The following is a 25103-nucleotide window of genomic DNA, read 5'->3' on the forward strand; positions in this document are numbered from 1 at the left end:
CGAAATGTTTGAGAGATTTACGGACCGTGCCCGTCGCGTTGTTGTGCTTGCCCAAGAAGAGGCACGCATGCTCAACCACAACTACATCGGTACCGAGCACATCCTCTTGGGTCTGATCCAGGAGGGTGAGGGGGTTGCGGCCAAGGCGCTTGAGTCGATGAATATTTCGCTCGATGGCGTCCGCGAGCAGGTGCAGGAGATCATCGGCCAGGGCCGGCAGGCCCCGTCCGGTCATATCCCGTTCACCCCGCGTGCCAAGAAAGTCCTTGAGCTCGCCCTCCGGGAAGCCCTGCAGCTCGGCCACAACTACATCGGTACCGAGCACATTCTGCTCGGCCTCATCCGGGAAGGTGAAGGCGTTGCCGCGCAGGTCCTTGTCAAGCTTGGTGCCGACCTCGGCCGGGTCCGCCAGCAGGTCATCCATTTGCTCTCCGGGTATGAGGGCAAGGACCCCAGTGGTATGGTCGCCGGACCGAGCCAGGCCGAGGTTGCACCGGCTGGTTCGGTGGTGCTGGACCAGTTCGGCCGCAACCTTACCCAGGCTGCACGGGAAAACAAGCTTGATCCTGTGATCGGCCGCGAGCTGGAGATGGAACGCGTCATGCAGGTCCTCTCCCGCCGGACCAAGAACAACCCCGTGCTGATCGGCGAGCCCGGCGTCGGCAAGACCGCCGTCGTCGAGGGCCTCGCCCAGGCTATTGTCCGGGGCAACGTGCCGGAGAGCCTGAAGGACAAGCAGCTCTACACGCTCGATTTGGGCTCAGTGGTGGCCGGTTCCCGGTACCGGGGCGATTTTGAAGAGCGCCTGAAGAAGGTCCTCAAGGAAATCCGGACCCGCGGCGACATCATCCTCTTCATCGACGAGATCCACACGCTCGTGGGTGCCGGCGCTGCAGAGGGTGCCATCGATGCGGCGTCCATCCTGAAGCCGTTGCTGGCCCGTGGTGAACTCCAGACCATTGGTGCCACCACCCTGGATGAGTACCGCAAGCACATTGAGAAAGACGCCGCGTTGGAGCGCCGTTTCCAGCCGATCCAGGTCCAGGAACCATCGGTGGCCCACACCGTTGAGATCCTCAAGGGCCTGCGTGACCGTTACGAGGCGCACCACCGGGTGACCATCACCGACGGCGCGCTGACGGCCGCGGCGGCCCTCTCGGAGCGTTATGTGTCGGACCGCTTCCTGCCGGACAAGGCGATCGACCTGATCGACGAAGCAGGCGCACGTCTTCGCATCCGCCGCATGACACGGCCGCCGGAGCTGAAAGCGATGGACGCACGCATCGCCGAGGTGAAGATGGAGAAGGAATCGGCCATCGACGCCCAGGACTTCGAGGGTGCCGCGTCGCTGCGCATGAAGGAGCAGAAACTTGTCGCCGAGCGCCGGGAAAGGGAGCTCAGGTGGAAATCCGGCGGCACGGACGGCAACGCCGAGGTAGACGAGGAGCTGATTGCCGAAGTTCTCGCGAACTCCACCGGCATCCCGGTCTTCAAACTCACCGAGGAAGAATCCAGCCGCCTGCTCAAGATGGAAGAGGAACTGCACAAGCGCGTTATCGGTCAGAATGAGGCGATCAATTCAGTGTCGCGTGCAATCCGCCGTACACGTGCAGGCCTGAAGGACCCCAAGCGTCCCGGTGGCTCGTTCATCTTCGCCGGCCCTACCGGCGTCGGCAAGACCGAGCTCGCCAGGGCGCTGGCGGAATTCCTCTTCGCCGATGAGGATGCCCTTATCACGCTGGACATGTCCGAGTACTCCGAGAAGCACACGGTTTCGCGTCTCTTCGGTGCCCCTCCGGGCTATGTCGGCTACGACGAGGGCGGGCAGCTGACCGAGAAGGTCCGCCGCCGTCCGTTCTCCGTGGTGCTGTTCGATGAAGTGGAGAAGGCCCACTCCGACTTGTTCAATTCGTTGCTGCAGATCCTCGAGGACGGCCGCCTGACGGATAGCCATGGCCGGGTGGTGGACTTCAAGAACACGGTGATCATCATGACCACCAACCTGGGCACCCGCGACATTTCCAAGAGCGTGGCGACCGGCTTCCAGTCCGGCACGGACACCACCACAGGGTACAACCGGATGCGGGCACGGGTCACCGAGGAGCTCAAGCAGCAATTCCGTCCGGAGTTCCTCAACCGTGTGGACGACGTCATCGTTTTCCCGCAGCTCACGCAGGACGAGATCATCCAGATCGTGGACCTGATGATCCATCGCTTGGAACAGCACCTGGCCGACAAGGACATGGGCATCGAGCTCACGGACGCCGCCAAGGTACTTTTGGCCACCCGCGGATACAATCCCGCCATGGGTGCCCGGCCGCTGCGCCGCACCATCCAGCGCGAGATCGAGGACCAGCTCTCCGAGAAGATCCTCTTCGGCGAGATCCACCCGGGTGACATCGTGGTGGTGGACGTGGACGGCGAAGGCGACGACGCCAAGTTCACCTTCGCCGGCAACGCCAAGCCGCGCATCCCCGACGCCCTGCCCGCCGTGGGGTAACGCGGGTTAAAACCGGGTTAACAGATGGCCCGGTCCGGCCGCCGTCGGACCCGGCTTAGTCACGCTTGTGCCCGAGGCTGGTGAGCAGGCGCGCGACGGCGTCCTCCGCGGTTGGCGGCGGCCCGAAGACCTCGCGTTGCCGCGAAGTATCGGCGACCTAGCGGCCCGTCCCGAACCAGTCGATCATCGCCTCAAGGTCCTTCGCCATCGGGTTGACCGCGCTGATCGGGCTGACGACGACTTGGATCTCCCGGCCGAGCATCCGGGCCGAGATATCGGCGATGTCCTGCATGCTTACCGGCCGGTCCCAACCGATGTCGATACGCTGCCCCTCAACTCCGCTCGCGTCGACTGCTGCCGCAAGGTACCCGGCGAGGTCACTGGCAAGAACATACGTCAGGGGAACGCTTGGAGACCCGAACGACGTGAGCCGCCCCTCGCTGAAAGGGTCGCCGAAGCGGGTGATCTGCTCAAGGAAAGCGCCCGGGCGCAGCGCCACGAACGGGACCCCGAGTTCTTCAAGGCGATCCTCGCTGAGTTTCTTGTGCCAGAAATGCGGAACATCCGGTGTTTGATCGCAAGTGAGGATGCTGGTCAGGACGAATCTGCGAATACCGGCGCGGCTGGCCGCATCGACGAGGTTGGTGTTGCCCACGGTGTCGATGACGGGACTGTCGCCCTCCCGATGGTGGGTGTATCCCGCCGCCGAGGTGATCACCGCGTCGATGCCGTCCATGGCGTGTCCAAGCGACTCCGGGTCCATCATGTCGCCGCGGGCGATCGTGGCCCCTAGCTCTTCGAGGCGGCTCGCATCCGAACCGGGCCGCACCAAGGCGCGGACTTGCTTGCCGCCTTCAAGCAGCTTGGACACCACCTGGCTGCCCAGCATGCCTGTGCCGCCGACCACAAGCACCGGCCCAAGGTCAATCATTTACTCCTCCACCTCGCCGCGCCATCCTCCGGTTTCGTTTCCACGCGACTCTATGAACTCCTTGAACTTCTTCAGGTCGGCCTTCACCTGCATCTCGTCAATTTGGAGTGCGGCTCCGGCCTTCTCCATGAGGGTTTCCGGCGCCCATTCGAAATGGACCTTGACGTGCGTGTGGTTGGCGTCCAGCGGCGAAAACCTGATGATGCCGGCGTGCGACTTGCCGTCGATACTGCGCCAAGCAATCCGGTCGTCGGGTTCCTGGTCGACTATTTCCGTATCGAATTCCAGTTCCACACCGCCTACCTTGGTGACCCAGTGGTTGGTTGTGTCGCTCAACTGGGTTACGGATTCCACCCCGGACATGAATCGGGGAAACGACTCAAACTGCGTCCACTGGTTGTAAGCCATATGGACGGGGACGTCCACGTCAATCGTTTCTTCAACCTTTCGCATCTCTCCTCCTCGCTGGGACTTGCGTGGGCTGGCCGGAGGGACTGCCCCTGGGACCGTCCCTGCGGGAAGTCAGCCACTCTTGAACGTTAAGCCTGCTGATTATCCAAGTCCAGACCGGCCCGGTAGCTGTCTGCGTGCGGGGCCATTCAACAAGCCGCTTAGGTCCGGGAGCGTCCGCGACGCGCTACAGCGTCGATCGTTACCGCCGCGACGAGCACCAGCGCCGTCACGACGTACTTGGCCGGAGCGCTGTAGCCCTGCAGGCCCATGCCGTTATCGATCGTGGCGATCACCAGGCCGCCCAGCACCCCGTGCAGCACCTTGCCGCGTCCGCCGAACAGGCTTGTCCCGCCGATGACCGCGGCCGCCACGGCGTAAAGGACCAACGTGCCGCCGTCGTACGACGTCGAGACGGAACGGAGCCGCGACGCGTACACAATTCCGCCGATTCCTGCAGTGAAGGAAGCGAGCATGAAGGCGAGCGTGCGAATGCGTGCAAGGTTCACGCCTCCCCGCCGTGCGGCCTCGGCGTTGCCGCCAATGGCGTAGACATAACGGCCGAACCGGGTACGCCCAAGCAGCAACGTCCAAGCGGCGAGTACTCCGAGCACAACGAGAAGCACCCACGGCACGCCGCTGATTTCGACGAGGCTGCCGCGGTCGGTATTGCAGAGCCAAACGACGGCCACGCCCGCGGCGAGCACCGCCGCGATCTTCAGGGCGCTCACGCTGGCTGGCGGCGCGACGAGTCCGGTGTTGCGCCGGCGGGCGTCCCGCAGCCACGTCCACGTGCTGAACGCTCCGACGACGACGAGCATCAGGATCCAGCTGGTGACCGGGCTGAGGTTGCCGCTCGCGATGTTGTTGATGACATTGTCGTTGATGGGCACGACGCCGCCGGTCCCGAGGATGATGAGCATCACGCCAAGCCAGCCGAGCTGGCCGCCAAGGGTCACGACGAACGACGGCAATCCGAGTCGGGTGATGATCGTGCCATGAAGCAGCCCGATCCCGGCGCAACTAAGCAGGCCGACGGCGATCGCCGCCCACCATGGCCACCCGGTGGACTCCTGGACGAGTTCAGCCATGATGACGCCGCCCACTCCGCCGACGTACCCGATGGACAGGTCGATTTCGCCGAGCAGGAGCACGAAGACCTGGCCCATCGCCAGCAGCATGAATACCGAACCCTGGATGAGCAGGTTCACCATGTTGCCGGGCGTCAGGAAGTTCGGGTTCAACGATTGGAACAGCACAGAGATCAGCAACAGGCCTGCGAGAACCGGCAGCACTCCGCTCTCGCCGCCCCGGACCCGTGCCAGCGCCGCACGGAAGTATTCGGGCAGCGATGTCGCGGTGATGTCCGGGTTCAAGGCCAGGGCGGCCTTCCGCTCCGCGGCCGCCGTGGTCGGCTCGCCCTGGAGGGCGGCTGCCGCGGAGGGGAGCGGCCCCTTGACGGCGGCGAGCGGGCGTTTCGACAGCGGTGTCGGCGCGGTTTCGGGCCTTGCCCGTTCGGAGATTCCAGTGGTCATCAGGTCGACCACGATCTGCCGATCCATCTCCGTGACAGGCCGGATGGCCACAAGCTGCCCGAGCCTGAGAACGGCGATGCGGTCCGCGACCTCGAACACGTCGTTCATGTTGTGCGAGACGACAATGACGGCGACGCCACGGTCGGCGAGCTGGCGGATCAGGTGAAGGACAACCTCCGTCTGGGCGACGCCGAGGGCCGCGGTCGGCTCGTCCATGATGACTAGCTTCGAGTTCCACAGCACCGACTTCGCAATCGCAACGGACTGGCGTTGCCCGCCGGACAACGACGCGACTGGTTGCCGGATCGAACGCACGGTGGTCACGGCCAGGCTCGAGAGCGTCTCCCGGGCCGCGATCTCCATGCTCTCTTCATCAAGGAGAAGACCGCGCAGGCGTTCGCGGCCGAGGAACAGGTTCTGCACAATGTCGAGGTTGTCGCACAAGGCCAGGTCCTGATACACGGTCTCGATGCCGAGCGCTGCGGCTTCGTGGGGCGAGTTGAATCGTACGGGCCTGCCCTCCCAAAACAGCTGCCCGTCGTCGGGGGCGTGAATTCCGGCGACACACTTGATCAATACCGATTTGCCCGCACCGTTGTCGCCGGCCAGCGCAGTCACCTTGCCGCCAGGCACCTCAAAGGTGATGTCGACCAGCGCCTGCACCGGCCCGAAATTCTTGTCGATGCCCTCGAGCCGAAGCAGGGGCCCGACGTCGGCGGGATCCGGGTTTGCCAGCTCACTCATCGTGGAATTACTGGATACCTGCCGCGGTGCACGCGTCCTTCACCTGCGAGACGCACAGCGAAGAACTGGTCACCGCGCCGTCCTTGACCACCGTGTCCGCCATGTTCTTCGTGGTCACCCACAGCGGGGTCAGCAGGACCGATGCGACATCGGACTTCGCGGTGTCGTCCGTCGTCTTGCCGTTGACGAGGGTTGTCGGAACGGTCACGCCTGCCCGCAGGTAAAGCGCTGCCGCGGCAGCCGCCTGGGCTTCAAAGTAGATCGGCTTGTACACCGTTCCGCACTGGTAACCCTTCAAGATGTTCTGCAGCCCGGACAAGGACGCATCCTGGCCTGTCGTCGGGAAGGTCTTGGCGGGAATCTGCTTGCTCTGCAGGTAGGCGATCACGGCGTTGGCATTGTCGTCGTTAGGCGTGACCACCGCGTTGATGTTCGGGTGGGCGGTGTACTGCTGGGCGAACGTCGTCTGGGCAACCGACGGTGTCCAGGTGCCCGCCGGCTCTCCTACGTTGACGTACTCGCCATTGTCGAAGTGGGGCTTGAGTACGCCGTTATAACCTTCGGCGAACAGTTTGGCGTTGTTGTCGGTCGGATCGCCGTCCATGACGAGGATGTTTGGTTTGGTGACTTTCCAGTCCGCGAGGCACGCGATCTCGCCCTGGCCGATCAGCTGACCAACCTTGACGTTGTCGAAGCTCACGTAGGTGCGATCCTTGGCCCCGCCTTTGACGAGCCGGTCATAGTCGATCACTTTGACGCCGCGCGCGCTTGCCGCCGCCTCGATGGCGGCGCCCGAACCGGAGTCGAGCGCGTCGACAAGCAGCACGGAAGCGCCTGCCGTGATGTCAGCCTCGGCCTGCGTCTGCATCGTGCTTGCGCTGCCTTGCGCATTGTCGATCTTGAACTTCGAGGAATCGAGTCCCGCGGCTTCAAATGCCTTCTTCAAATAGGGGGCATCGAAAGTGACGTACCGCGCGGAGGTGGTGGTGTCCGGCAGCAGCACGCCTACCGTGCCCTTGCCCTGCGAAGCGAGCGAGGTGAGCTGTTTCATGGCCGAGAAGTCGGCCGTGAAAGCATCCGCAGCGATCTGCGGTACCGCTCCTCCGGAACTCGTGGCACTCGGCGAAGACGATGTGCCCGTGCTCGAACATGCGGCGAGAGCCGTGATAGCGAGGGTAGCAATGAAGGCGGTTCCGGCGCCTCGTGCCGGGACCTTCATGTTTAACATTTCTTTCCTTCTGTTGGTTTCGACTGCGGGCGACCTGGCGGGGTCGGGCCGGAACCTGGGCGTTGGCGCAGGACTCACGTCCACGCCGGAGGCCACGGCGGTTCTCACCAACGGACGTCGTTAAGCCAGCACCAGGCTGACTGGCGACTTTACGACCAGCGACTCGATATCACGCGGTCCTTCCTGGACGGACATGCCGGCGACGCCGGGCATGTTCGCCGATGTTGCTCTATGACTACGTTCTAGACCGGAAGTCCGCTCTTAGCAAGGCTTCGTGCGCGACAGGATTCGACGACGGCGGACCGGCCCACACGGGTTCGTCGGGAAGCAGCTGTGCCCGGATTTTGTTATGCCAGTACCGGAGTACATCTCGATACCCCGGGATGCAGTCCGCATCACAGAGGTGGGTTCAATGAAGAAATGGACGCGATGGCAGGATTGGGTCACGGTTGTCGCCGGGCTCTATGCTGCCCTGTCGGTCATCTGGAGTGTGCCGGCCGGCTCGTCGGCTGCCCTGATGGTCGTTTTCGGCGCCTTGCTGATCGTTAGCGGTGTCATCAATCTGGCTATGCCCGGAACGCCGGCTATGGAGTGGGTGCAGGCAGCCTTCGGCGCCTTGCTGTTCCTTTCTCCGTGGCTAGGCTCCTACTCCACGCAAGCGGGGGTGGCCTGGACGTCCTGGATCACCGGCCTGGTGGCGCTCGTCGTCACCGCGATGGCAATCAAGCCCAGCACCGAGGAGCACCGGCACCACATGGTCAGCCCTTCGCACTGAAGTGCTGAACGCTGACGTGTTCACACGCTGAACAGCGCCAATAGCGACCGGCGGGCCGTCATCGGACCCGCCGGTCGCCGTCTTTTGTTCAGGTATCCGCCGGCTTCCGGCGCAGACAGAGCGTTCAGGCTCTCAGGACAGCAGCGCCGGTGATGCGGCCGCCAGCCAGATCCCGTAACGCCCGGTCGGCTTCCGCTAACGGATACGCCGTCGTGGTGGGGGCCAGCGGAATTTCCGCGGCCAGGGACCAGAACTCTTCGCCGTCTGCCCGGGTATTGGCGGTAACACTACGGAGCTGCCGCTCATAGAAGAGATCCGCGGAGTAGTTCAGAGGCGGTATGTCGCTGAGGTGGATGCCTGCAATAGCGAGGGTTCCACCCCGGTCCAGCGCCTTGAGTGCCACAGGGACAAGGTCCCCGACGGGAGCAAAAAGCATCGCTGAGTCGAGCGGGTCCGGCGGGGAATCGTACGCGTCGCCCACAAACACCGCGCCCAGTTCACGTGCCAGTTCACGGGCCGACTCCGAACGGGTCATCACGTAGACCTGCGCCCCTTGGTGGCGCGCCATCTGCGCCGTGAGATGGGCGGAACCGCCGAAGCCGTAGATGCCCAGCCGGCCGCCCGGCGGAAGCTCGGCCCGTTTGAGCGCCCGGTACCCGATGATGCCCGAACACAATAGAGGGGCCGCTTGTTCGTCCGAAAATTGCTGCGGGATCGCATAGGCGAAATCCTCGGACACCGTGAGTTGTTCGGCATATCCGCCGTCCCTGTCCCACCCGGTGAAGACAGGGGAGAGGCAGAGGTTCTCGTTGCCGCGGCGGCAATACGCGCAGCTCCCGCAGGTTCCCCCTAGCCAGGCAACTCCGACCCTGTCACCGCGCCGGAACCTCGCACACCCATCGCCGGTTTCGCTGACTATTCCCACCGCTTCGTGGCCGGGCACGACGTTCGGCCTCCGAGGGGCGAGATCGCCTTCGGCCAAATGCAGATCCGTGCGGCAGACACCACAGGTTCGGACACTGACGAGGAGCTCCCGCCGCCCCGGTTGCGGATCGGGACGCTCGCCCCAAGCAAGCGGCTGTGACTCAATCGGCCCTGGTTCCCGCACCCACCATGCACGCATCGGGTTGCCTCGCAGCTAGGGCTGTTTCTGGGCTGCGGGGCCGGCGTTCGCGGCCCGCCGCTCGGCTTTCAGCAGACGCAGGCCGCTGGCAAGCACGCCCACATGGCTGAACGCCTGCGGGAAGTTCCCAAGAAACTCACCGGTGTCAGGGTGGATCTGCTCGGGTAGGAGGCCCAACGGGTTTGCACGGCTGCAGAGGGACTCGTAGAGTTCATGGGCCTCATCCACGCGGCCTTGCCCGGCCAGGTTGTCCACCAACCAGAAGCTGCAGAGGAGGAACGCCCCCTCGCTTCCCGGCAAACCATCGGGAGAAATCCCCGGCAGGTAGCGGAACAAAAGTCCGTTGCCGGCGTCGAGCTCTGCGGCGATGGCTTGAGTGGTGGACACCATCCGCGGATCGTCGAAATCGATAACGTTGCGGACGGGAAGTGTCAGCAGGGACGCGTCCAGGCCGCCGCTGCCGCCCAAATTCTCGGTGAAGGTGCGGCGCCGCGGATCCCAGGATTGTGTCAGGGCAGCCTGCCGGATCCGCCGGGCCGTGGCCTCCCACCGGCGCTTGGGATAGGGAAGCCCGTCCCTGCGCGCGATCTGCATGGCACGGTCGATTGCGACATAGCACAGCGCCGCCGAGTAGGTGAAGGGCCTGCTCTTGTCCCGGATCTCCCAAGGCCCCGAGTCCGGAAGCCGCCAGCTCCTGATGGCCATTTCGACTATGGGGATCAGGGCGGCCCAGAGCTGCTCATCGACTCTCTTCCCACTGCCCGACCATTGGTAGGCAATGTCGATGATTTCACCGTACACATCGTGCTGGAGTTGGTGGCGGGCGCCGTTTCCCCACCGGACCGGGGCCGAGCCGCGGTATCCCCGCAATTGGGGGTCCTGCACCTCATCGGGCGGCTGGGAGCCGTCGAGGGCATACATGACGTGCGGTACACCGTCCCGCTCCACATTTGTCAGGACCCAGGCAAGGAAAACGTCCGCATCACTGGGGTCGCCGATGCGCCGGAAAACGTAGTTGGAGAAGGACGCGTCGCGCACCCAGGTGTACCGGTAGTCCCAGTTCCGCGACGTCCCTGGCCACTCCGGCAGCGACGAGGTGGCGGCCGCGAGGATGGCCCCCGTTTCTGCGTGATCCAACATTTTCAGCGTCAAGGCCGATCGCTTCATCAACTCCGCTTGGGAGCCTTCGCAATCCAGGCTTGATGCCCACCGCCGCCAGGCATATACGGTCTGGTCAATGAGCTTCTTGCTCTGCGGGTGCTGACGGAGCCTGAACCGTCCCGACCAGTGCAGGACAATGGTGAGCGTTTCCCCTGCCCGAAGCGTCAATTCGGCGGACAGGCCACGGCCGTCAGGGGTGAGTTCAATGGAAGACCACAGATAGACTTCCTGGACTCCGTCCTGCCGCCAATCAAACCTCCAGCCGGTGGCCAGCGTATCGAACGTGACACCGGCCTTCGGTATCAGGCTGATGCGCAGCGGAACGTCTCCGCCCACCGCCCTCGCGTGCCGCAGGAGTTCGGAACGGCCAGCCGGCACCGGCTCCGACAAGTCGGCTCCGGCACGTAGCGTGAGTCCGTCCGTCACCTGCAGCACGCCCCGGTCGGATGCGAGGGATGTGACCAGCACGCACGAATCCTCGGTGTAGCGCTGGGAGGATGCCAGAGTATGGACAGGGGCTATTTCAAAACGGCCGCCTGAATCTGCGTCAAGGATCCCGGCCAGGAACGGGGGACTGTCGAATTCCGGCAGGCAAAGCCAGGTAATTGCCCCGTCCCGCCCTACCAGGGCGCACGTGGACCCGTCGCCGATAAGTCCATGATCCTCGATGGGCAAATACCCATCATGCTTAACCACCGGGCGCGCGTCGGCACCAGTGATCATTCTGTCCACTCCTTCGGGTTCAGGCCAGCCTTCCTATATGGATTCTCTCGCCGTTCCCCCGCCTGCGCCACAGTCCACGCGCCCGCAGGAATCTGCGGTTTCGGCGCATGCCCTAGGGAGTGAGCAGGACCTTGATGGAGCGCCGTTCGTCCATTGCGCGGTAGGCCTCGGGCGCTTCCTCGAGCGGCATCACCGTGTCGAAGACCCGGCCTGGGTTGATCTTTCCGGCAAGCACGTCCTGCAGCAGTTCCGGGATGTACGTGCGAGCCGGAGCCATTCCGCCGGCAATCGAAATGTTCGTGTCGAACAAGTAGCGCAGCGGGGCTTCGGCTCCGCCGGTCGGGACACCAACAAAGCCGAGGGCGCCGCCCGGGCGGACGCTGTGAAGTGCCTGTTCCATGGATTCCTTCGTCCCGACGCACTCAAGCACGGAGTCGGCCAAAACGCCCCCAAGCAACTCGCGGACCTTGGCTACGCCGTCGTCGCCGCGCTCGGCGACGATGTCCGTGGCCCCGAACTCGAGGGCTATCGCCTGGCGGTCGGCGTGCCGGGACATCGCGATGATTCGTTCGGCTCCGAGCCGCTTCGCGGCGAGCACGCCGCAGAGGCCAACTGCGCCGTCGCCGACGACGACGACGGTCCTGCCAGGGCCGACCTTCGCCGCGAGGGCGGCATGGTGGCCGGTCGCCATCACGTCGGAGAGCGTCAGCAAGCTCGCGCGGAGGGCGTCGTCGGGTTCCGTGACGCCGGGAACCTTGACGAGGGTGGACTCAGCAAGTGGTACGCGCACGGCCTGGCCCTGCCCGCCGTCGATTGCGTGCCCGCTGTCATCTTTGCCGCCCCAACCTGCCAAATGATCGCAAGCAACCGTGACGCCGTTCAAGCATTGCGGGCAAGCGCCGCAGCTGACCACGAAGGGAGCGATGACGAAATCGCCGACCGCCAAGGCAGTGACGTCGTCGCCGATGCTTTCCACCGTGCCGATGAATTCATGGCCGATGGCCGAAGGCCGGTGGGTGGGCTTCACGCCGCGGTACGGCCATAGGTCCGAACCGCAGACGCAGGAGGCGGTGACTTTGACAATGACGTCTGTGGGCAGCTGGACCGTGGGGTAGTTACGGTCTTCAACACGAATGTCGCCGGGGCCGTGGATGATGGTGGCGCGCATGGGGCTCCTCAAATGGTGGTTGTTGGGCTTGAATCGAGTCTATCCCCGCGACGCCCGTGGTCTTGTACTGGCCGGTAGCTAACGCGGGCGAGGTGCGGCCTCGTTCGCCGCTTGGCCTCCGCGTCGAGCTAAATAGCCCCATGACAAATACCAGCGGGCGCTTGCCACGACGGGAGCAACATCGGCCCCGAAGAGCGGGATGCGGTTTGCCGTGCTACCAAGCCTGAGAACAGTTGACAGGGGCAATCTACGCCCTTAAATTTCTGTGTATTCAGGTAGGTTCCTTGGTTCGGATCACATTGTTAGCTGTAGCTATGGAAACGCAGCAGTTAAGCTGCCAAGGCGCAGGGGGCAACGATGATGAAAGTACCGCTGGATAATTTCCTCAATGAGTGCGTCTCCCGGAATTCGGGGGAGGAGGGCCTCAGCTTCGAAGAACTATACGGTCTGTACATCAGCTGGTGCGGACTTACAGCTTCGGAACCCGTGAGGGCCAGGACGTTTAGGGCCAGCCTGCGGGCGGCCGGCATCGCTCCCACACACCGCGGAGACCTATGCCTGAATCTGACGATGGTGGGCCCGGCGGCGCGCGACTACATTGTCCACAGCGCACGTCCGCTCACTGCCTTGGAGGCACGATCAGATGGCTGGCCACGCCTCAGGTCTTGGCCTGCTGAACGTCCGAAGGTGCCGATCACGAGGCGCGCATCCGGCGAGGGCCGCGACTCGGCGCCGGCCGCCTAAGCGGGATTCTTTATTCGCGGAGTTTGCTTCGAGCCTCGCGCTGCTGCAGCTCAAGCTTGGCTTCCGCCTCGGTCCGCCGCTGTCCGACAATGCGCATCTGGTGGGTGGTCGGGTTTTCGTATTCCTCCGATGGAATGCTTTTTTCCCTGTGAAGGTAGCGGCCGGCAGCCGGGGACGCGAGCTTTTGCTCGTCTTTTTCGCTCATATCAAAATCGTCCCACCGGGCGGCGGTCTCCAAAAGAGGTTCGATCCGCAGGGTTCCAAAAGGCGCGACATCCCGGTCTTCGGACCGGGATGTCGCTTGTGTTTTGACCAATTCGATAAGGTCAGCCGAGGTTCAGCGCCGTCCAGGAGACGGGCGGCAGGGTGATTTCGATGACGCCGTTATGCACCACGGCGCTCTTGTTCGCCTGCAAGCCCACGCGGTCCTGGTCTTCGAGCGTGTTCTTCGCGTAGACGTCCGGGTCGGAAAGCGTCTGGGCATCAATAATGATCACGCCGTCGAGCGCCGTCAGGTCGATGGCGACCGTCGCCTCCTCGCTTCGTGACCGGTTGACCAGGAAGACGGCAGTTGTTGCCGAGTCCGCGTCGTAGGTCGCGACGGCGTCGATGAGCGGGACGGTGCCATAAGCGTCCGTGCTGTACGTGTCCGCTTCCAGCCTCACATCCAGGGCAACTCCCTTGGCCAGTTTGGATGTCAACGCGAACGGGAAAAAGGTGGTTTGCTTCCACGCCGGGCCCCCGGGTTCGGTCATGATGGGAGCGATCACGTTGACCAACTGCGCCAGGGAAGCGGAAGTGACACGATCGGCGTGCTTGAGCAGCGAGATCAGCAGGTTGCCGACGACGACGGCGTCCGCCACGGAGTATACGTCCTCGAGCAGCCGTGGCGCCTTGGGCCAGTTGTCGAGTCCTTCGATTTTATCGACGTCGTGGAACCGCTCGAGGTACCACACATTCCATTCGTCGAAGGAAATGTTGATGGTTTTCGTGCTTCCGTTGACAGCCTTGACGTGGTCAGCCGTCGCAACCACGGATTCAATGAAGTGGTCCATGTCGGTAGCGGAAGCAAGGAACGAGCCCAGGTCCCCGTTCTTTTCCTCGTAATAGGCATGACACGAAATGTAGTCGACGTCCTCGTAGGAGTGGGTCAGTACTACGCGCTCCCATTCGCCAAAGGTGGGCATGTGGGCGCTGGATGAGCCACAGACCACGAGTTCAACGGAAGGATCCAGCTGACGCATTGCCTTCGCGGTCTGCGATGCGATTTTGCCGTAGTCGTCAGCGGAGCGATGCCCCAACTGCCACGGGCCATCCATTTCATTGCCGAGGCACCACATTTTGATGCCGAACGGCTCTACTCGGCCATGAGCGGCTCGGCGGTCTGACAGCTCTGTCCCGGAGCGGATGTTGGAGTATTCCAACAGGTCCAAGGCTTCCAGCGTGCCTCGGGTGCCGAGGTTGACGGCCAGCATCAGTTCGCTGCCTACCTTCGCCAGCCATGTGCTGAACTCGTGCATGCCGATCTCGTTGGTTTCGGTCGAATGCCAAGCGAGGTCGAGGCGGCGAGGGCGCTGTTCCTTGGGTCCCACACTGTCCTCCCAGCGGAACCCGGAGACGAAGTTGCCGCCCGGGTAGCGGATGGTGGAAACCCCGAGTTCTTTGACGAGCTCGATCACATCAGTGCGGAAACCATCGGCGTCGGCGCTTGGGTGACCGGGTTCGTAGATGCCGTCGTAGACACAGCGTCCAAGGTGTTCAACGAAAGAACCGAAGAGACGGGGATTGACAGTGCCCACTGCGAATTGCGGGTCGATCGTAAGGCGTGCGGAAACCATTGTCTGCTTTCAGGGCGAGGGAGCGGGAAGAGAAGGGGTGCTTTGTGTGCCTAGTCCCAAGTTTTTACATCGATGTAAGTAATCGTTGTAAATCCATCATGCTGTGACCGGACTTACATGTCAAGAGGAAATTAGGCGGAGTCTTGGGCGGGCCGGATCGCCGTGGACTCCCGGCTGATGACCTTGAATCCTGCTGCAAACTCGCGGGCCGGTGTCGCTTCGGCCGCGCCGTCAATGCGTTCCAGGAGCATCGCCACGGCGGTCTCGGCGATCTCCTGCCGGCCTGGATCTACGGTAGACAGGGTCGGTAGCGAATACCGGGTCTCGTCGATGTCGTCAAAGCCGATGATGGCCACATCCTCAGGGATCCTCAGTCCGGCGTCCTGCATGACACGCATGGCGCCCAGGGCGATGGAGTCGTTGAAGGCCACCACACCGTCGAAGTCCAGCCCGGACTCCAGGACCTGCCGCATGGCTTGGGCACCGTCGGCGCGGTGCCACGACTGGACGTCGATTGCCAGTTCGTCCCGGTAGTCCAGCCCTGCATTCTGCAACGCGCGGCGGTAACCTTCCAGGCGAAGCCCCGCTGAACCGATGACTTCATTCCGGTGGGCACCAAAGGCGAGTAGTCTCGTGCGTCCGCGTTGCAGGAGGTGTTCCGTCGCTGCTTGCGAAGCTTCGATGTTTTGCATGGTCACGTGGTCCGTGGGGCCGTGAAAGATCCGCTCGCCAAGGAGGACCATGGGCGTCGGGATGTCAATCAGGCCCGCGTCCTCCTGGCCCAGGCCGAGCGCGCTGTACAAGACACCATCGACCATTCGCATCCGGGGGCCATGCAGGATCTCAAGCTCGCGTGCCCGCGCGCCTCCGCTTTGCTCGATGATTACAACTTTCCCCCGCTTTGACGCGGCTGTCATCACGGCGTCGGCAAGTTCAGCAAAGTATGCGTTCTTCAAATCCGGGATGATGAGGCTGATGACGTCCGTACGGCCCGACCGCAATCCACGCGCCGAGAGATTGGGCTGGTAGCCAAGTTTCTCGATGGCTAGCAAGACCCGCTCGCGGGTCTCGGCTTTGATGTTTGGATGGTCATTGATGACGTTCGACACCGTCTTGATCGACACATCGGCGGCTTGGGCCACATCCCGCATGGTAATTGCCACTTTTCCTTCTTCCGCGCACTCCAGCGTCCGTCCTAAGCTGAAGATTACAACGTTGGAAGCATATGGGTCGGAATGAAATAGGTGGATGATGTCTGCATGAGCGAAGACAGCGGTCCGCGTCAGGATTTCTTCACCCGGTTCACCAGCAGAGTGGCCAAAGTTCTGGGCCACGCCTGGGTGTTCAGTGCGGCGGTGATCATTCTCATCGTTTGGGCGTTTACGGGACCAGTCTTAGGATTTTCGGATACGTGGCAATTGGTTATCAATACCGGCACCACTATCGTGACGTTCCTGATGGTCTTCATCATCCAGAACACCCAAAACAGGGACAGTGCTGCCCTCCACGTGAAGCTTGACGCTGTGATGCGTGAACTCCAGATCACCAACTCCAAGCTTTATGAGGCTGAAGACGAAGGCGAGAAAGAGCTCGAGGAGCAGCGTCGACGCATCGAGCAGCAGGCCAAGTCCGATTGATCTGACCGGAGTCCTGGACCGGCGGACGTTCCTACATCAGCCATTGGACTGAGACGTTCATGGCGAACAGGGCATTTGTCAGGGGCGCCAGTATCGACTCGTCGGCCTCCATGCGGTGCAGCGTCTCGACGAATTCATCTATCTGATCGGTGGTGAACCCACCGTCCAGGAGTTGCTGGATGGCAAGCTCGGTATTCTGCTTCCGGGTGTTGCTGAATCGCGGGCTTACCTCTGGCATTGCCGGTTCTGAATCCATTGCCTTACTTGCCCCAACTCTTCCCTGTCCGTAGGACGCTCGTCGCCAAAGGTATTTATGCATTACAAATGCTACTATCTCAGGCCTTGTGGGGTGGATTAGGAGTCACTGCCGTCGCAGAGGCGCAATGTGAGGAACTGGAGCAATGGCGGAGCCTTAGCTCATCACGGGCATAGACTCCTGACAGCAGCGGGCACCGCTGAAGCGTCCAGGCACCGGGGGCACAATGAAGCGCAGAAGATGTTCGGAACGCAGGCTGGTTCTCCTGCTTCTGATCGCAGCGGGGTTGACTTCATGTGCGTCCGTGCAAGGGCGCGAGGCGCAAACGGCCATACCCACGCCGCGCGAGACCGTCCCGGCGTCCCGTGTGACGACGACTGCGCCTCCGCGGCAGACATGCGCAGCATTCCTGCCGTCGGCTCCCTGCACCGAGTATGTCAGCATTGCGGGAACAGCGGACGGCATTGACCTGCCCTGGGCGGCATCAGGGGGACTCACGGTGCAGTTGAATTCCGTGGGTGGTTCCCTCTACGTCACCGCGAAGACCCCCTGCTCGCCGGTCAGCGGACCGGCCACAATCACGGGGGACACGTTGGTGGTGGGGAAGCTCGGGATCGGCGCCATGGGGTGCATCAGTGACGCCGGTTCTCAGCAACAGTGGTTTGTGGATTTCCTGAAGCGGCCTATTGAAATGTCATTTAGCCAGGGCACTCTCAAATGGAACAGCGGCACCGAGACCCTCGTTTTCAAGGGCAAGTAAAGCGGCGCGTGACCCACGATCGTCACTGAGATGTCTGACGATGGGAGCGACGGCGCCACACCCCCAACTGGCTGGCAGTTGTTGTCGTTCTGGGGGCTGAAAACGGCAACAACTGCGAGTTGGTTGGGGGTGGCCCGCGTTTGGGTCGCCGTCTAGCCGTTGATGATTTGTGGTTGGCCTAGGGCTTTGAGGCCTTCTGTGCCGAATTCGAGGCCGTAGCCGGATTGTTTGGCGCCGCCGAAGGGGATGCGGGGGTCCACGTTTCCGTGTTTGTTGATCCAGACGGTTCCGGCTTGGAGGCGGGAGGCGACCTCTCGCGCCGCACTCACGTCGGGGGACCAGACGGAGGCGCCGAGTCCGACGTCGAGGGCGTTGGCCATGGCGATGGCCTGGTCGATGGTGGTGTAGCGGATGATGGGCAGGGCGGGGCCGAATTGTTCCTCGGTCACGAGGGGGTTGTTGTTGTCGATGTCGGCGACGAGGGTGGTGGGGTAGAAGTAGCCGGGCTGGTCGGGGTCGGGGTTGCCGCCGAGCAGGATGCGGGCGCCGGCGTCGCGGGCGGCGTCCACGAGACGGGCGAGGATGTCGAACTGTGCTTTGTTTTGCAGGGGGCCGAGGACGTTGTTCTCATCGAGGCCGACCCCCATGGGCATGGCGGCGGCCACGGCGGTGAGTTCTTCGCAGACGGCGTCGTAGAGGGAGTCGTGGACGTAGAGGCGTTTGAGCGCGGCGCAGGTCTGGCCGGTGTTGATGAACGCGCCCCAGAAGAGGCCTTCGGCGATCGCTTTGGGGTCGGCGTCGGGCAGGATGATGCCGGCGTCGTTGCCGCCGAGTTCGAGGGTGAGGCGTTTGACGGTGTCGGCGCTGGAGCGGATGATCGCTTTGCCGGTGGCGGTGGAGCCGGTGAACATGACTTTCCCGATCGCAGGGTGGGAGGCCAAGGCCTGGCCGACGTCGGGGCCGCCGGAGATTACGGTGAGCAGGCCTTCGGGGAGTTCTTCGTTGATCACGGTGGCCAGGGCGAGCACGGACAGGGGCGTGTATTCGGAGGGTTTGAGGACGACGGTGTTGCCCATGCGCAGGGCGGGGGCGATCTGCCAGGTGGTGATCATCATGGGCCAGTTCCAGGGTCCGATCGCGCCGACGACGCCGATGGGCCGGTAGTGCAGTTCGGCGCGGGTTTCGCCGTCGTCCACGACGGTTTCGGGTTCGAGGGGGGTGGCGGCGGTGGCGCGGAGCCAGGCGGCGCAGGCGCCGACTTCGAAGCGGGCGTTGGGGCCGTTGAGTGGTTTGCCTTGTTCGCGGGAGAGCAGGCGGGCGAGTTCTTCGGCGGAGCGTTCGACGGCGTCGGCGGCCTTCATGAGCGCGGCGGACCGGGCGTCGTGGCCCAGCGCGGCCCACGCGGGCTGGGCCGCCGCGGCGGCGGCAACCGCGGCCTCGAGGTCCTCGACGGTGTGCACGGGGGCCTCGCCCACGGGAGTGCCCGTGGCCGGGTCAAGGATGGTCCGGGTTTCGCCGGTGGTAGGGGTGATTGAAGCCAGGAGGGCGTCGTAGCTTTCCATTGGTTTACTCCACTCTGAGTTGGTTTGGGTTTCGAAGGACAACGTTCTAGGGGTCAGACGGCCATCAGGACCATTGCGCCCAAGGCGCCCGCTGAAGAGATGGCCTCAAGCGATGCAGATGCGTGACGGCGGTGTCCGCGGCCGTTTCGTCGAAGCGTTCGGGCCGCCAGGACGATGGAGTAGGCGATGACCGCCGCCGCGAGGGCGACTGCCAGGACCGGGTTCGCTCCACCAAGCCCTGAATGCGCGTGTGTTTGGTGTACCGAACTGGATGAGGGGGACGGAAGGGTGGTGACGAGAAGGGCGAACATGGCCACCATGGACAAGGAACGGTGTATTTCCATGCCGCCGCGGCGATCCTTGGGCAGAAGCATCAGCGGAAGGGGCGCAGTGAGGAGCAGCAGCAGCCCCCACACGACGCCCGGGACAATGCCCGGACCGACGGTCGTATCCGCCATCGCCACCAGCATGAGTGCCATCGGTCCCCATTGGCTGAGGTTCCTGACCAGGCCTTCGCGCATCGGGCCCAGGATCCCCAAGGCGCAGCAGGCCAGCATGACCATCGAAAGGATTGTGTGCATCGTGTTCACTGATCATCAGTCCCGCTTCGAGTCTTCTTCGTCGCCGAGGTGCACGGCCGCCGGCCCCTCTTCGCCATGCCCGATCCGCCGATACACGGCGGGGTTGCTCCGGCGGATCCGGAATGCCCAGGCGATCCCTACCAATCCGGGCACGATGATCGTCGCCGGCAGGATGAAGGTCAGGGCATTGGTCTCGTTTTGGCCCAGCAGTACGTTGAAGTTGACCACGATCAGCACGAAGATCGCCGCCAAGAGCACGAACCCGAGGGCCGGGGCGATCGCGCGGGTCCAGATTCCGGCGTCACGCTTGTTCTTGCGGAAGAAGCCAATGACGGCCAGCGAAACAACGGTCATCAAGAGGACAAGTCCCATTGCCCCGTCATTAGTCAGCCACGTGAACATGGTCAGGACAGGGTAGAGATCGCCCAGCGATGATCCGGTCCCCGCGATGGCGAATGCCACCGTGACCACGACTGCGATGACCGTCTGGGCGATCGACCCGGCGTACGGGGCGCCGCTGTGCCGCCGGACTGCACCCAGCTTCCGGGGAAGTACCTGCTCCCGGCCAAGGGAGAAGAAGTAGCGCGCTGCGGCATTGTGGAAGCTGACCAAGGCTGCGAAGAGGCTGGTGACGAAGAGCAGGCGGGCCAGGTCGGCGAGAAGGACGCCGGCATGGTCACTGAGGAAGCCGAACATCAGGTCCGGTCCTTGTTTTGCGGATGCGTCGACCACCGCGGACGGTCCCGTGCCAACGGCCATGGCCCAGGAGGAAACCGCATAGAACACGGCGATGATGGCCACGGCGGTGTACGTGGCCCGCGCGACGGTGTGCTTGGGGTCCTTGCTTTCCTCGCCGTAGATCGCGGCCGACTCGAATCCCATGAACGCCGCGATGCCGAAGGAGAGGACCGCTCCGACGCCCGGTACAAAAAGGCTCTGCGGGCTCAGCGGCGCTCCGCTGACTCCCTCGGGCGCCACCACGAAGGAGACGACATCGTAGACAATCACCACGAGGAACTCCAGGCCGACGAGCACTCCGAGGACCTTCGCCGAGAGGTCCACCCGGTTCACGCCGAGGAACGCCACGACGGCGATGCAGACGAGCACCGGAATCCACCAAGGGACTGTGGCGCCGAAGCGTTCGTTGATCAAGCTCGAGACGGTGAACCCGAAGAGGCCATAGATGCCGACTTGCATCAGGTTGTAAGCCATCAGGGCGACCATGGAAACCCCGACGCCGACCGGCCGCGAAATGCCTTGCGCCACGTAGGAATAGAAGGCGCCGGCGTTGACGACGTACCGGCTCATGGCCGCGTAGCCGACGGCGAAAACGGCGAGGGTTGCGCCGAGCAGCAGGAAGGACAAAGGCACGCCGGTGACCCCGGTGACGGCAAACGTCGTCGTGACGCCGCCGGCAAGGACGGTAAGGGGAGCCGACGCGGCGATGATCATGAACGTCACCGCCGGGACGCCCAGACGGCGTCGATTGTGGTGCGGGTGGCCCACCTCAGTGGTCTCTTTCCCGGTTGTTAAACTCATTTTTGGGCCTCCATATGGCAGTGGCCGCCTTCAGCGGGCTTCGACGCGGGCACGTCGAGGACGGGACTCCGATCGAAGAAGCCTTCGGGGCGCAGTTTGAAACCCACCGTGTCGACCGGCATGATCGGCCAGTCCTCGGGGCGGGGGAAGTGGGTCAGCCCGAAGGTGTGCCACACGACGATGTCTTGTCCGTCGATGTCCCTGTTGCGGGCAATGTAGGACGGCAATCCGGCTCCTCCGGATTGCTGGTTGACGAAGTCGCCGCTGGGGTAGCGCTCGTTTTCGTCATAGCGCGTCACCCATAGATCCTTCGTAGCGAATGCTGCACGCTGGGCGATGGATGATTGGGGGTCGGCCAGGAGCATCGGATGCCCTTGGCCATGGAGTTTGTACCCCACGGGATCGCCCAAGCGGTTGAGTGATTCGGGATTGGAGATGATCCAGGCCCGTCCGGCCGCCATGTTGGATTCGCGGACAGCCTCCGATTCGTTCTTGAGGACAGTCCGACGACGCGCGAAGGCGTTGCCGCGCTCGTTTCCTTCTCCCATGGGTACGCGGACGGCGTCCTCTTCCTCGACCCTGTTGCTCAGGCCGTCGATGGCGAAGTCCAGGCGGGCACTGAAGAGGTGCTGGTGGAAGGGAGCCCCCAGGCCCGGGGCGAGCTCCGAGGCGTACGGGTAGCCTTTTCCGGGGTGGGCGCTCGTGAAGACAACGCCGGTAGCCTTGGCTTCGAACTCGATGGTGCCATCGAGGTAGAGGTACCAGTAGAAGCCGTAGTCGTAGTTGCCGATGGTGGTGAAGAAACTGATGACGAGCCGGCGGTTCCGGCGCGTGTAGTTCACGCCGCTCCAGAGGTCGCTGTGCTTGGCGAGGATGCTCCAATCTTCCTCGTGCATGCAGATTCCGTTGCGGATTTCCCGTGGGCGGCCGAACGAGTCGCTCACTACCGGGCTGAGGTAGGTGATTTCGCCGAGGCAATCGCAGCCGAGCTCGAGCGAGTTGGCGTACTGGCCCACGAGGTATTCGCCGGTATCGAAGTAGTTCTGCCAGGAGCGCACAGGGGAGGGGTCGCCGTAAGGCACGACCATTTCGGCGATCGAAGCACGTTTGAGGATGCTGCGGCGGCGATCGACGTCGTCGAACGCTACATTGTGGAGAACGACGCCTTCCCGGACATCGAAGCCGATGTCCAGGCTCCATTTCTCCCACTCGACGTGGTTGCCGTCCCGGACCGTGAAGCTCGGACCTTCCGGCTGGGTGATGTGGATCGGTTTCTGGGTGGTGCGCATCGCTCCCGTCAGCTCAGGGTCCGTAAAATTGCCGTGTTCCTCCGGCACCGGAACCGGCCCGAAATCCAAGACCTGGTCGACCGTCTTGCTGACGACGTCGACGTAGGCAACCAGTCCGTCCACGGGGTGGGCCCAGGCGCTGTCCCCGGGGAACTGCTGGACGAAAGCCAAGCCGCGCAGAATCCGGCGGCCTTTCTCCTCCGGGTACTCGAAGACCCCGGCTGACAGGGGAGCGACCCTGACCTTGCTGACATCGAGGTTCCGGTCAGCCAACGCCTTGAGCCATCGCTCATCCTGGGCGAGGACTTCCTCAACCACCTCGAATTCCTCTTCGATGACCGGAAGCTCACCCGTCACCGAGGTGTCGAGTTCGACCTTGGAGACGACTTCCTGGCGTGTCACAGAGACCACGACGTCCTGTGCTGCACCAGAAGAAACGTCGTGCAGGAACACCCTGAACCTACGGTCCACAGCCTCCGCATTCCGCGGTGGCTCAAGGAGGCCAAGGTAGGCGATCCGGATGGATTCGTCGAAGAGTCCGGCGCCGGCCAAAATGCCCCTGACCGCCGTGATGTCTTCGGCGCTGGTCAAGGCAAACGGAGACGGTCCGGCAAACGCAGTCATTTCGGCGATTTCTGGAGAGGAAGTTGTGCTCATGGAGGGCCTTTGTGAGTGGCGATTTATTTTCTATGTGTGTAGAGAATAGCATCGTGTAATCTGAGTCACAACGGTTGTAGAAAAAAGATTTGGGGAAAGCGTGCCGAAGATCGTAGACCACGACAAGCGCCGGTTGGAACTTGTCGAAGCCACGTGGCGGATCATCGCCAGCAGGGGGATCGAGGGCGCCACCATGCGCGAGATAGCAACGGAAGCAGGCTTTGCCAACGGCGCGCTCAAGCCGTATTTCCCGACAAAGGACGATCTCTTGACGTTTGCTTTCGCCCACGTCTTCAACCAGACGAATACCCGCATGAGCGGCTCCACTGCGGGCCAACGGGGCCTGACAGCCTTGCGCAGCTATTGCCATGAAATTTTGCCGCTCGATGCTGAAAGGCTCAACGAGGCGCGAATCGCGATCGCCTTCTGGCAGCGCGCACTGACGGACCCGGCGAAGGCAGCCTTGCATGATTCCTCGATGGAGCAATGGCGCGAGGCCCTGTTCGACAAGCTCCGCGAAGCCAGGGAGCTTGGAGAACTAAAAGAGGGACTGAATGACGACGACATTGTTGGCGGGATCATGACGTTCGCTCTCGGTGCCCAGATCACGGCCACGCTGACGCCGGAACACCACTCGGCGGATCAGCTGCGGTCCCAACTGGAGACCTACATATCCCTCATTTCATCCGAAAAGGGCGCTCTCGTGCCAATGGAAGGCCCGAAAGGCTCCGCTTAGCGGCGAAGTGTGCTCTGCCTCGCCACGAGTTCGGGCGTGAACACCACTTGGCTGTGCACGTGGCCGGGTTCGTCGTCGATTTCGTCGAACAGCAGCTGGGCGGCACGCTCGCCGATCAGCTGCCTCGGTTGGCTGATGGAGCTGAGCGGGATGCTGGACTGGGAGGCGAAATCGATGTCGTCGAACCCGATGATGGCAATGTCCTCTGGCACACGGAGCCCGTTTGCGGCGAAGGATTGCAAGAGCCCAAGGGCCAATTGATCGTTGGCGGCAAATACCGCGTCAGGGCGCTTGTCGGGTTGGAGACTCCACATGAGATCTCCGATCCGCCGGCCGCGTTCGAATTTCAGGTCGGGCGTTTCGAATAGTTGAAGCGGGACGCCCGCTCGCGCGGCCGCGTCAGCGGCCCCCCGGTAGCGGTCCTCGACCTGCTGCAGCGTGAAGGGGCCGCCGACGAATGCCGGACGTACCGAACCGACGCTGACGAGATGGTCCAGGGCCGCGGCGCCCCCGGCGACGTCGTCCACTGAAACCGAGCAGAACTGATCCGTGCTTGCCAGCCTGTCGACGAGTACCGAGGGAATGCCCCGTTCGCGCATTCTTTCGAGCCGCTGAAAAACGGGTCCGAACGGAGTGATCAAAACGCCCTGGACGCGCTGCTGCTCGAACAGGTCCAGATACGCCTGCTCACGCCCGGCGTTTTCGGCGCTGTTGGCCAGGATCAGGGAGTGCTTGTGTTCTTCGGCGACGTTTTCAGCGCCCAAAGCGACATCCGTGAAGAAGGGGTTGCGCACGTCCAAGACCAGCATACCGAGGCTCCTCGTGGATCCGGACCGCAGCGAGCGGGCTGATTCGTTACGCACGAATCCCAGTTCCTCGATGGCGGCAAGAACGCGGGTCCGCTTGTCGAATGACACTTGCTCGGGCCGGTTGAGGACATTCGACACTGTGCCGACCGAAACTCGCGCAAGGGCGGCGACGTCTGTCAGTTTTGCTCCCGGGCCGCTTGGCACCCTGAACCTCCCGATTGATGAATCGAATCAAACCGTTTCATCAATATTACGAGGTTCGAGGGGCGATCTCGGGGATTACCTGTTGACACGCCACGGAAGCAGGCCCTACCGTTTGAGTAGGTCATCAAATGAATCGATTCAAGAATTCACTCA

22 protein-coding genes are annotated in these 25103 nt (G+C 63.1%); 6 read left to right on the forward strand and 16 right to left on the reverse strand.

The genetic code is table 11. The features are described from left to right. Positions 1 to 4 precede the first annotated feature (4 nt). Positions 5 to 2500 (forward strand): ATP-dependent Clp protease ATP-binding subunit, encoded by a 2496-nt coding sequence (locus AB0323_RS15035; RefSeq protein ID WP_366178021.1) that lies wholly within the window; start codon positions 5 to 7, stop codon positions 2498 to 2500. A 157-nt stretch (positions 2501 to 2657) separates the two neighbouring features. Here the strand turns inward: AB0323_RS15035 and AB0323_RS15040 are convergent, their stop codons facing one another. The 4 genes from AB0323_RS15040 to AB0323_RS15055 all read right to left on the reverse strand — a co-directional run bounded on the left by AB0323_RS15040 (position 2658) and on the right by AB0323_RS15055 (position 7388). Then, complete coding sequence (locus AB0323_RS15040) at positions 2658 to 3431, reverse strand: SDR family oxidoreductase (RefSeq protein ID WP_366178022.1); 774 nt, start codon at positions 3429 to 3431, stop codon at positions 2658 to 2660. Next, positions 3432 to 3884, reverse strand: a complete 453-nt coding sequence (locus AB0323_RS15045) for an SRPBCC family protein (protein WP_366178023.1) — start codon at positions 3882 to 3884, stop codon at positions 3432 to 3434. It lies immediately after the preceding gene. 158 nt (positions 3885 to 4042) lie between these two features. Then, entirely contained in the window at positions 4043 to 6160 is a 2118-nt protein-coding gene (locus AB0323_RS15050) for an ATP-binding cassette domain-containing protein (RefSeq protein WP_366178024.1), read from the reverse strand. A 7-nt stretch (positions 6161 to 6167) separates the two neighbouring features. Then, positions 6168 to 7388, reverse strand: coding sequence for a substrate-binding domain-containing protein (locus AB0323_RS15055; RefSeq protein WP_366178025.1), 1221 nt, complete (start codon positions 7386 to 7388; stop codon positions 6168 to 6170). A 412-nt stretch (positions 7389 to 7800) separates the two neighbouring features. Between AB0323_RS15055 and AB0323_RS15060 the strand changes: the two genes are divergently transcribed. Next, positions 7801 to 8163, forward strand: coding sequence for an SPW repeat protein (locus tag AB0323_RS15060; protein ID WP_366178026.1), 363 nt, complete (start codon positions 7801 to 7803; stop codon positions 8161 to 8163). A gap of 124 nt (positions 8164 to 8287) precedes the next feature. Here AB0323_RS15060 and AB0323_RS15065 read toward each other — a convergent pair whose 3' ends face one another. From AB0323_RS15065 to AB0323_RS15075, 3 genes are all read right to left on the reverse strand, one after another. After that, positions 8288 to 9286 (reverse strand): zinc-dependent alcohol dehydrogenase family protein, encoded by a 999-nt coding sequence (locus AB0323_RS15065; RefSeq protein ID WP_366178027.1) that lies wholly within the window; start codon positions 9284 to 9286, stop codon positions 8288 to 8290. 15 nt (positions 9287 to 9301) lie between these two features. Beyond that, entirely contained in the window at positions 9302 to 11170 is a 1869-nt protein-coding gene (locus AB0323_RS15070; RefSeq protein WP_366178028.1) for a glycoside hydrolase family 15 protein, read from the reverse strand. A 112-nt stretch (positions 11171 to 11282) separates the two neighbouring features. Then, positions 11283 to 12338: a zinc-dependent alcohol dehydrogenase family protein gene (locus AB0323_RS15075; RefSeq protein ID WP_366178029.1), complete on the reverse strand. Its 1056-nt coding sequence runs from the start codon at positions 12336 to 12338 to the stop codon at positions 11283 to 11285. A 357-nt stretch (positions 12339 to 12695) separates the two neighbouring features. On the opposite strand from AB0323_RS15075, the gene AB0323_RS15080 reads away from it, so the two are divergent. Further along, positions 12696 to 13082: a hypothetical protein gene (locus AB0323_RS15080; protein WP_366178030.1), complete on the forward strand. Its 387-nt coding sequence runs from the start codon at positions 12696 to 12698 to the stop codon at positions 13080 to 13082. Positions 13083 to 13092: 10 nt separating this feature from the next. Here the strand turns inward: AB0323_RS15080 and AB0323_RS15085 are convergent, their stop codons facing one another. The 3 genes from AB0323_RS15085 to AB0323_RS15095 all read right to left on the reverse strand — a co-directional run bounded on the left by AB0323_RS15085 (position 13093) and on the right by AB0323_RS15095 (position 16083). Next, entirely contained in the window at positions 13093 to 13287 is a 195-nt protein-coding gene (locus AB0323_RS15085) for a hypothetical protein (RefSeq protein ID WP_366178031.1), read from the reverse strand. A gap of 121 nt (positions 13288 to 13408) precedes the next feature. Next, positions 13409 to 14920: an alpha-N-arabinofuranosidase gene (locus AB0323_RS15090; RefSeq protein WP_366178032.1), complete on the reverse strand. Its 1512-nt coding sequence runs from the start codon at positions 14918 to 14920 to the stop codon at positions 13409 to 13411. Between the two features lie 131 nt (positions 14921 to 15051). Continuing rightward, positions 15052 to 16083: a LacI family DNA-binding transcriptional regulator gene (locus AB0323_RS15095; RefSeq protein ID WP_366178033.1), complete on the reverse strand. Its 1032-nt coding sequence runs from the start codon at positions 16081 to 16083 to the stop codon at positions 15052 to 15054. Positions 16084 to 16179: 96 nt separating this feature from the next. Between AB0323_RS15095 and AB0323_RS15100 the strand changes: the two genes are divergently transcribed. Then, on the forward strand, positions 16180 to 16557 hold the full coding sequence (locus AB0323_RS15100; protein ID WP_366178034.1) for a low affinity iron permease family protein: 378 nt from the start codon (positions 16180 to 16182) through the stop codon (positions 16555 to 16557). A gap of 31 nt (positions 16558 to 16588) precedes the next feature. Here AB0323_RS15100 and AB0323_RS15105 read toward each other — a convergent pair whose 3' ends face one another. Beyond that, positions 16589 to 16795, reverse strand: a complete 207-nt coding sequence (locus tag AB0323_RS15105) for a hypothetical protein (RefSeq protein ID WP_366178035.1) — start codon at positions 16793 to 16795, stop codon at positions 16589 to 16591. A gap of 322 nt (positions 16796 to 17117) precedes the next feature. Between AB0323_RS15105 and AB0323_RS15110 the strand changes: the two genes are divergently transcribed. Continuing rightward, on the forward strand, positions 17118 to 17573 hold the full coding sequence (locus tag AB0323_RS15110; protein ID WP_366178036.1) for an META domain-containing protein: 456 nt from the start codon (positions 17118 to 17120) through the stop codon (positions 17571 to 17573). Positions 17574 to 17725: 152 nt separating this feature from the next. Here the strand turns inward: AB0323_RS15110 and AB0323_RS15115 are convergent, their stop codons facing one another. Genes AB0323_RS15115 through AB0323_RS15130 form a run of 4 tightly spaced genes read right to left on the reverse strand, consistent with a single transcriptional unit; the run spans position 17726 to position 23168 of the window. Continuing rightward, entirely contained in the window at positions 17726 to 19135 is a 1410-nt protein-coding gene (locus tag AB0323_RS15115) for an aldehyde dehydrogenase family protein (protein ID WP_366178037.1), read from the reverse strand. Positions 19136 to 19188: 53 nt separating this feature from the next. After that, positions 19189 to 19716, reverse strand: coding sequence for a hypothetical protein (locus tag AB0323_RS15120; protein ID WP_366178038.1), 528 nt, complete (start codon positions 19714 to 19716; stop codon positions 19189 to 19191). 15 nt (positions 19717 to 19731) lie between these two features. Next, positions 19732 to 21255, reverse strand: a complete 1524-nt coding sequence (locus AB0323_RS15125) for an APC family permease (protein ID WP_366178039.1) — start codon at positions 21253 to 21255, stop codon at positions 19732 to 19734. Continuing rightward, entirely contained in the window at positions 21252 to 23168 is a 1917-nt protein-coding gene (locus AB0323_RS15130) for a primary-amine oxidase (RefSeq protein ID WP_366178101.1), read from the reverse strand. The genes AB0323_RS15125 and AB0323_RS15130 overlap by 4 nt, the downstream gene beginning before the upstream one ends. A gap of 133 nt (positions 23169 to 23301) precedes the next feature. Here AB0323_RS15130 and AB0323_RS15135 point away from each other — a divergent pair, with 133 nt between their 5' ends. Then, complete coding sequence (locus AB0323_RS15135; RefSeq protein ID WP_366178040.1) at positions 23302 to 23937, forward strand: TetR/AcrR family transcriptional regulator; 636 nt, start codon at positions 23302 to 23304, stop codon at positions 23935 to 23937. Here AB0323_RS15135 and AB0323_RS15140 read toward each other — a convergent pair. Further along, the gene (locus AB0323_RS15140; RefSeq protein WP_366178041.1) at positions 23934 to 24950 is read right to left on the reverse strand and encodes a LacI family DNA-binding transcriptional regulator; all 1017 of its coding nucleotides are present in this window, start codon (positions 24948 to 24950) and stop codon (positions 23934 to 23936) included. The genes AB0323_RS15135 and AB0323_RS15140 overlap by 4 nt on opposite strands. Positions 24951 to 25103: the final 153 nt, after the last annotated feature.

It is taken from the genome of Arthrobacter sp. NPDC080031, assembly GCF_040702485.1.
Taxonomy (GTDB): domain Bacteria; phylum Actinomycetota; class Actinomycetes; order Actinomycetales; family Micrococcaceae; genus Arthrobacter.

Bases quoted from the DNA above. Each gene is read 5' to 3' on its own strand.
- AB0323_RS15100 (WP_366178034.1), top strand. From the start codon at position 16,180: ATGAGCGAAGACAGCGGTCCGCGTCAGGATTTCTTCACCCGGTTCACC.
- AB0323_RS15130 (WP_366178101.1), bottom strand. From the start codon at position 23,168: ATGACTGCGTTTGCCGGACCGTCTCCGTTTGCCTTGACCAGCGCCGAA.
- AB0323_RS15035 (WP_366178021.1), top strand. From the start codon at position 5: ATGTTTGAGAGATTTACGGACCGTGCCCGTCGCGTTGTTGTGCTTGCC.
- AB0323_RS15065 (WP_366178027.1), bottom strand. From the start codon at position 9,286: ATGCGTGCATGGTGGGTGCGGGAACCAGGGCCGATTGAGTCACAGCCG.
- AB0323_RS15070 (WP_366178028.1), bottom strand. From the start codon at position 11,170: ATGATCACTGGTGCCGACGCGCGCCCGGTGGTTAAGCATGATGGGTAT.
- AB0323_RS15105 (WP_366178035.1), bottom strand. From the start codon at position 16,795: ATGCCAGAGGTAAGCCCGCGATTCAGCAACACCCGGAAGCAGAATACC.
- AB0323_RS15045 (WP_366178023.1), bottom strand. From the start codon at position 3,884: ATGCGAAAGGTTGAAGAAACGATTGACGTGGACGTCCCCGTCCATATG.
- AB0323_RS15055 (WP_366178025.1), bottom strand. From the start codon at position 7,388: ATGTTAAACATGAAGGTCCCGGCACGAGGCGCCGGAACCGCCTTCATT.
- AB0323_RS15125 (WP_366178039.1), bottom strand. From the start codon at position 21,255: ATGAGTTTAACAACCGGGAAAGAGACCACTGAGGTGGGCCACCCGCAC.
- AB0323_RS15040 (WP_366178022.1), bottom strand. From the start codon at position 3,431: ATGATTGACCTTGGGCCGGTGCTTGTGGTCGGCGGCACAGGCATGCTG.
- AB0323_RS15050 (WP_366178024.1), bottom strand. From the start codon at position 6,160: ATGAGTGAGCTGGCAAACCCGGATCCCGCCGACGTCGGGCCCCTGCTT.
- AB0323_RS15090 (WP_366178032.1), bottom strand. From the start codon at position 14,920: ATGGTTTCCGCACGCCTTACGATCGACCCGCAATTCGCAGTGGGCACT.
- AB0323_RS15080 (WP_366178030.1), top strand. From the start codon at position 12,696: ATGATGAAAGTACCGCTGGATAATTTCCTCAATGAGTGCGTCTCCCGG.
- AB0323_RS15115 (WP_366178037.1), bottom strand. From the start codon at position 19,135: ATGGAAAGCTACGACGCCCTCCTGGCTTCAATCACCCCTACCACCGGC.
- AB0323_RS15060 (WP_366178026.1), top strand. From the start codon at position 7,801: ATGAAGAAATGGACGCGATGGCAGGATTGGGTCACGGTTGTCGCCGGG.
- AB0323_RS15120 (WP_366178038.1), bottom strand. From the start codon at position 19,716: ATGCACACAATCCTTTCGATGGTCATGCTGGCCTGCTGCGCCTTGGGG.
- AB0323_RS15075 (WP_366178029.1), bottom strand. From the start codon at position 12,338: ATGCGCGCCACCATCATCCACGGCCCCGGCGACATTCGTGTTGAAGAC.
- AB0323_RS15085 (WP_366178031.1), bottom strand. From the start codon at position 13,287: ATGAGCGAAAAAGACGAGCAAAAGCTCGCGTCCCCGGCTGCCGGCCGC.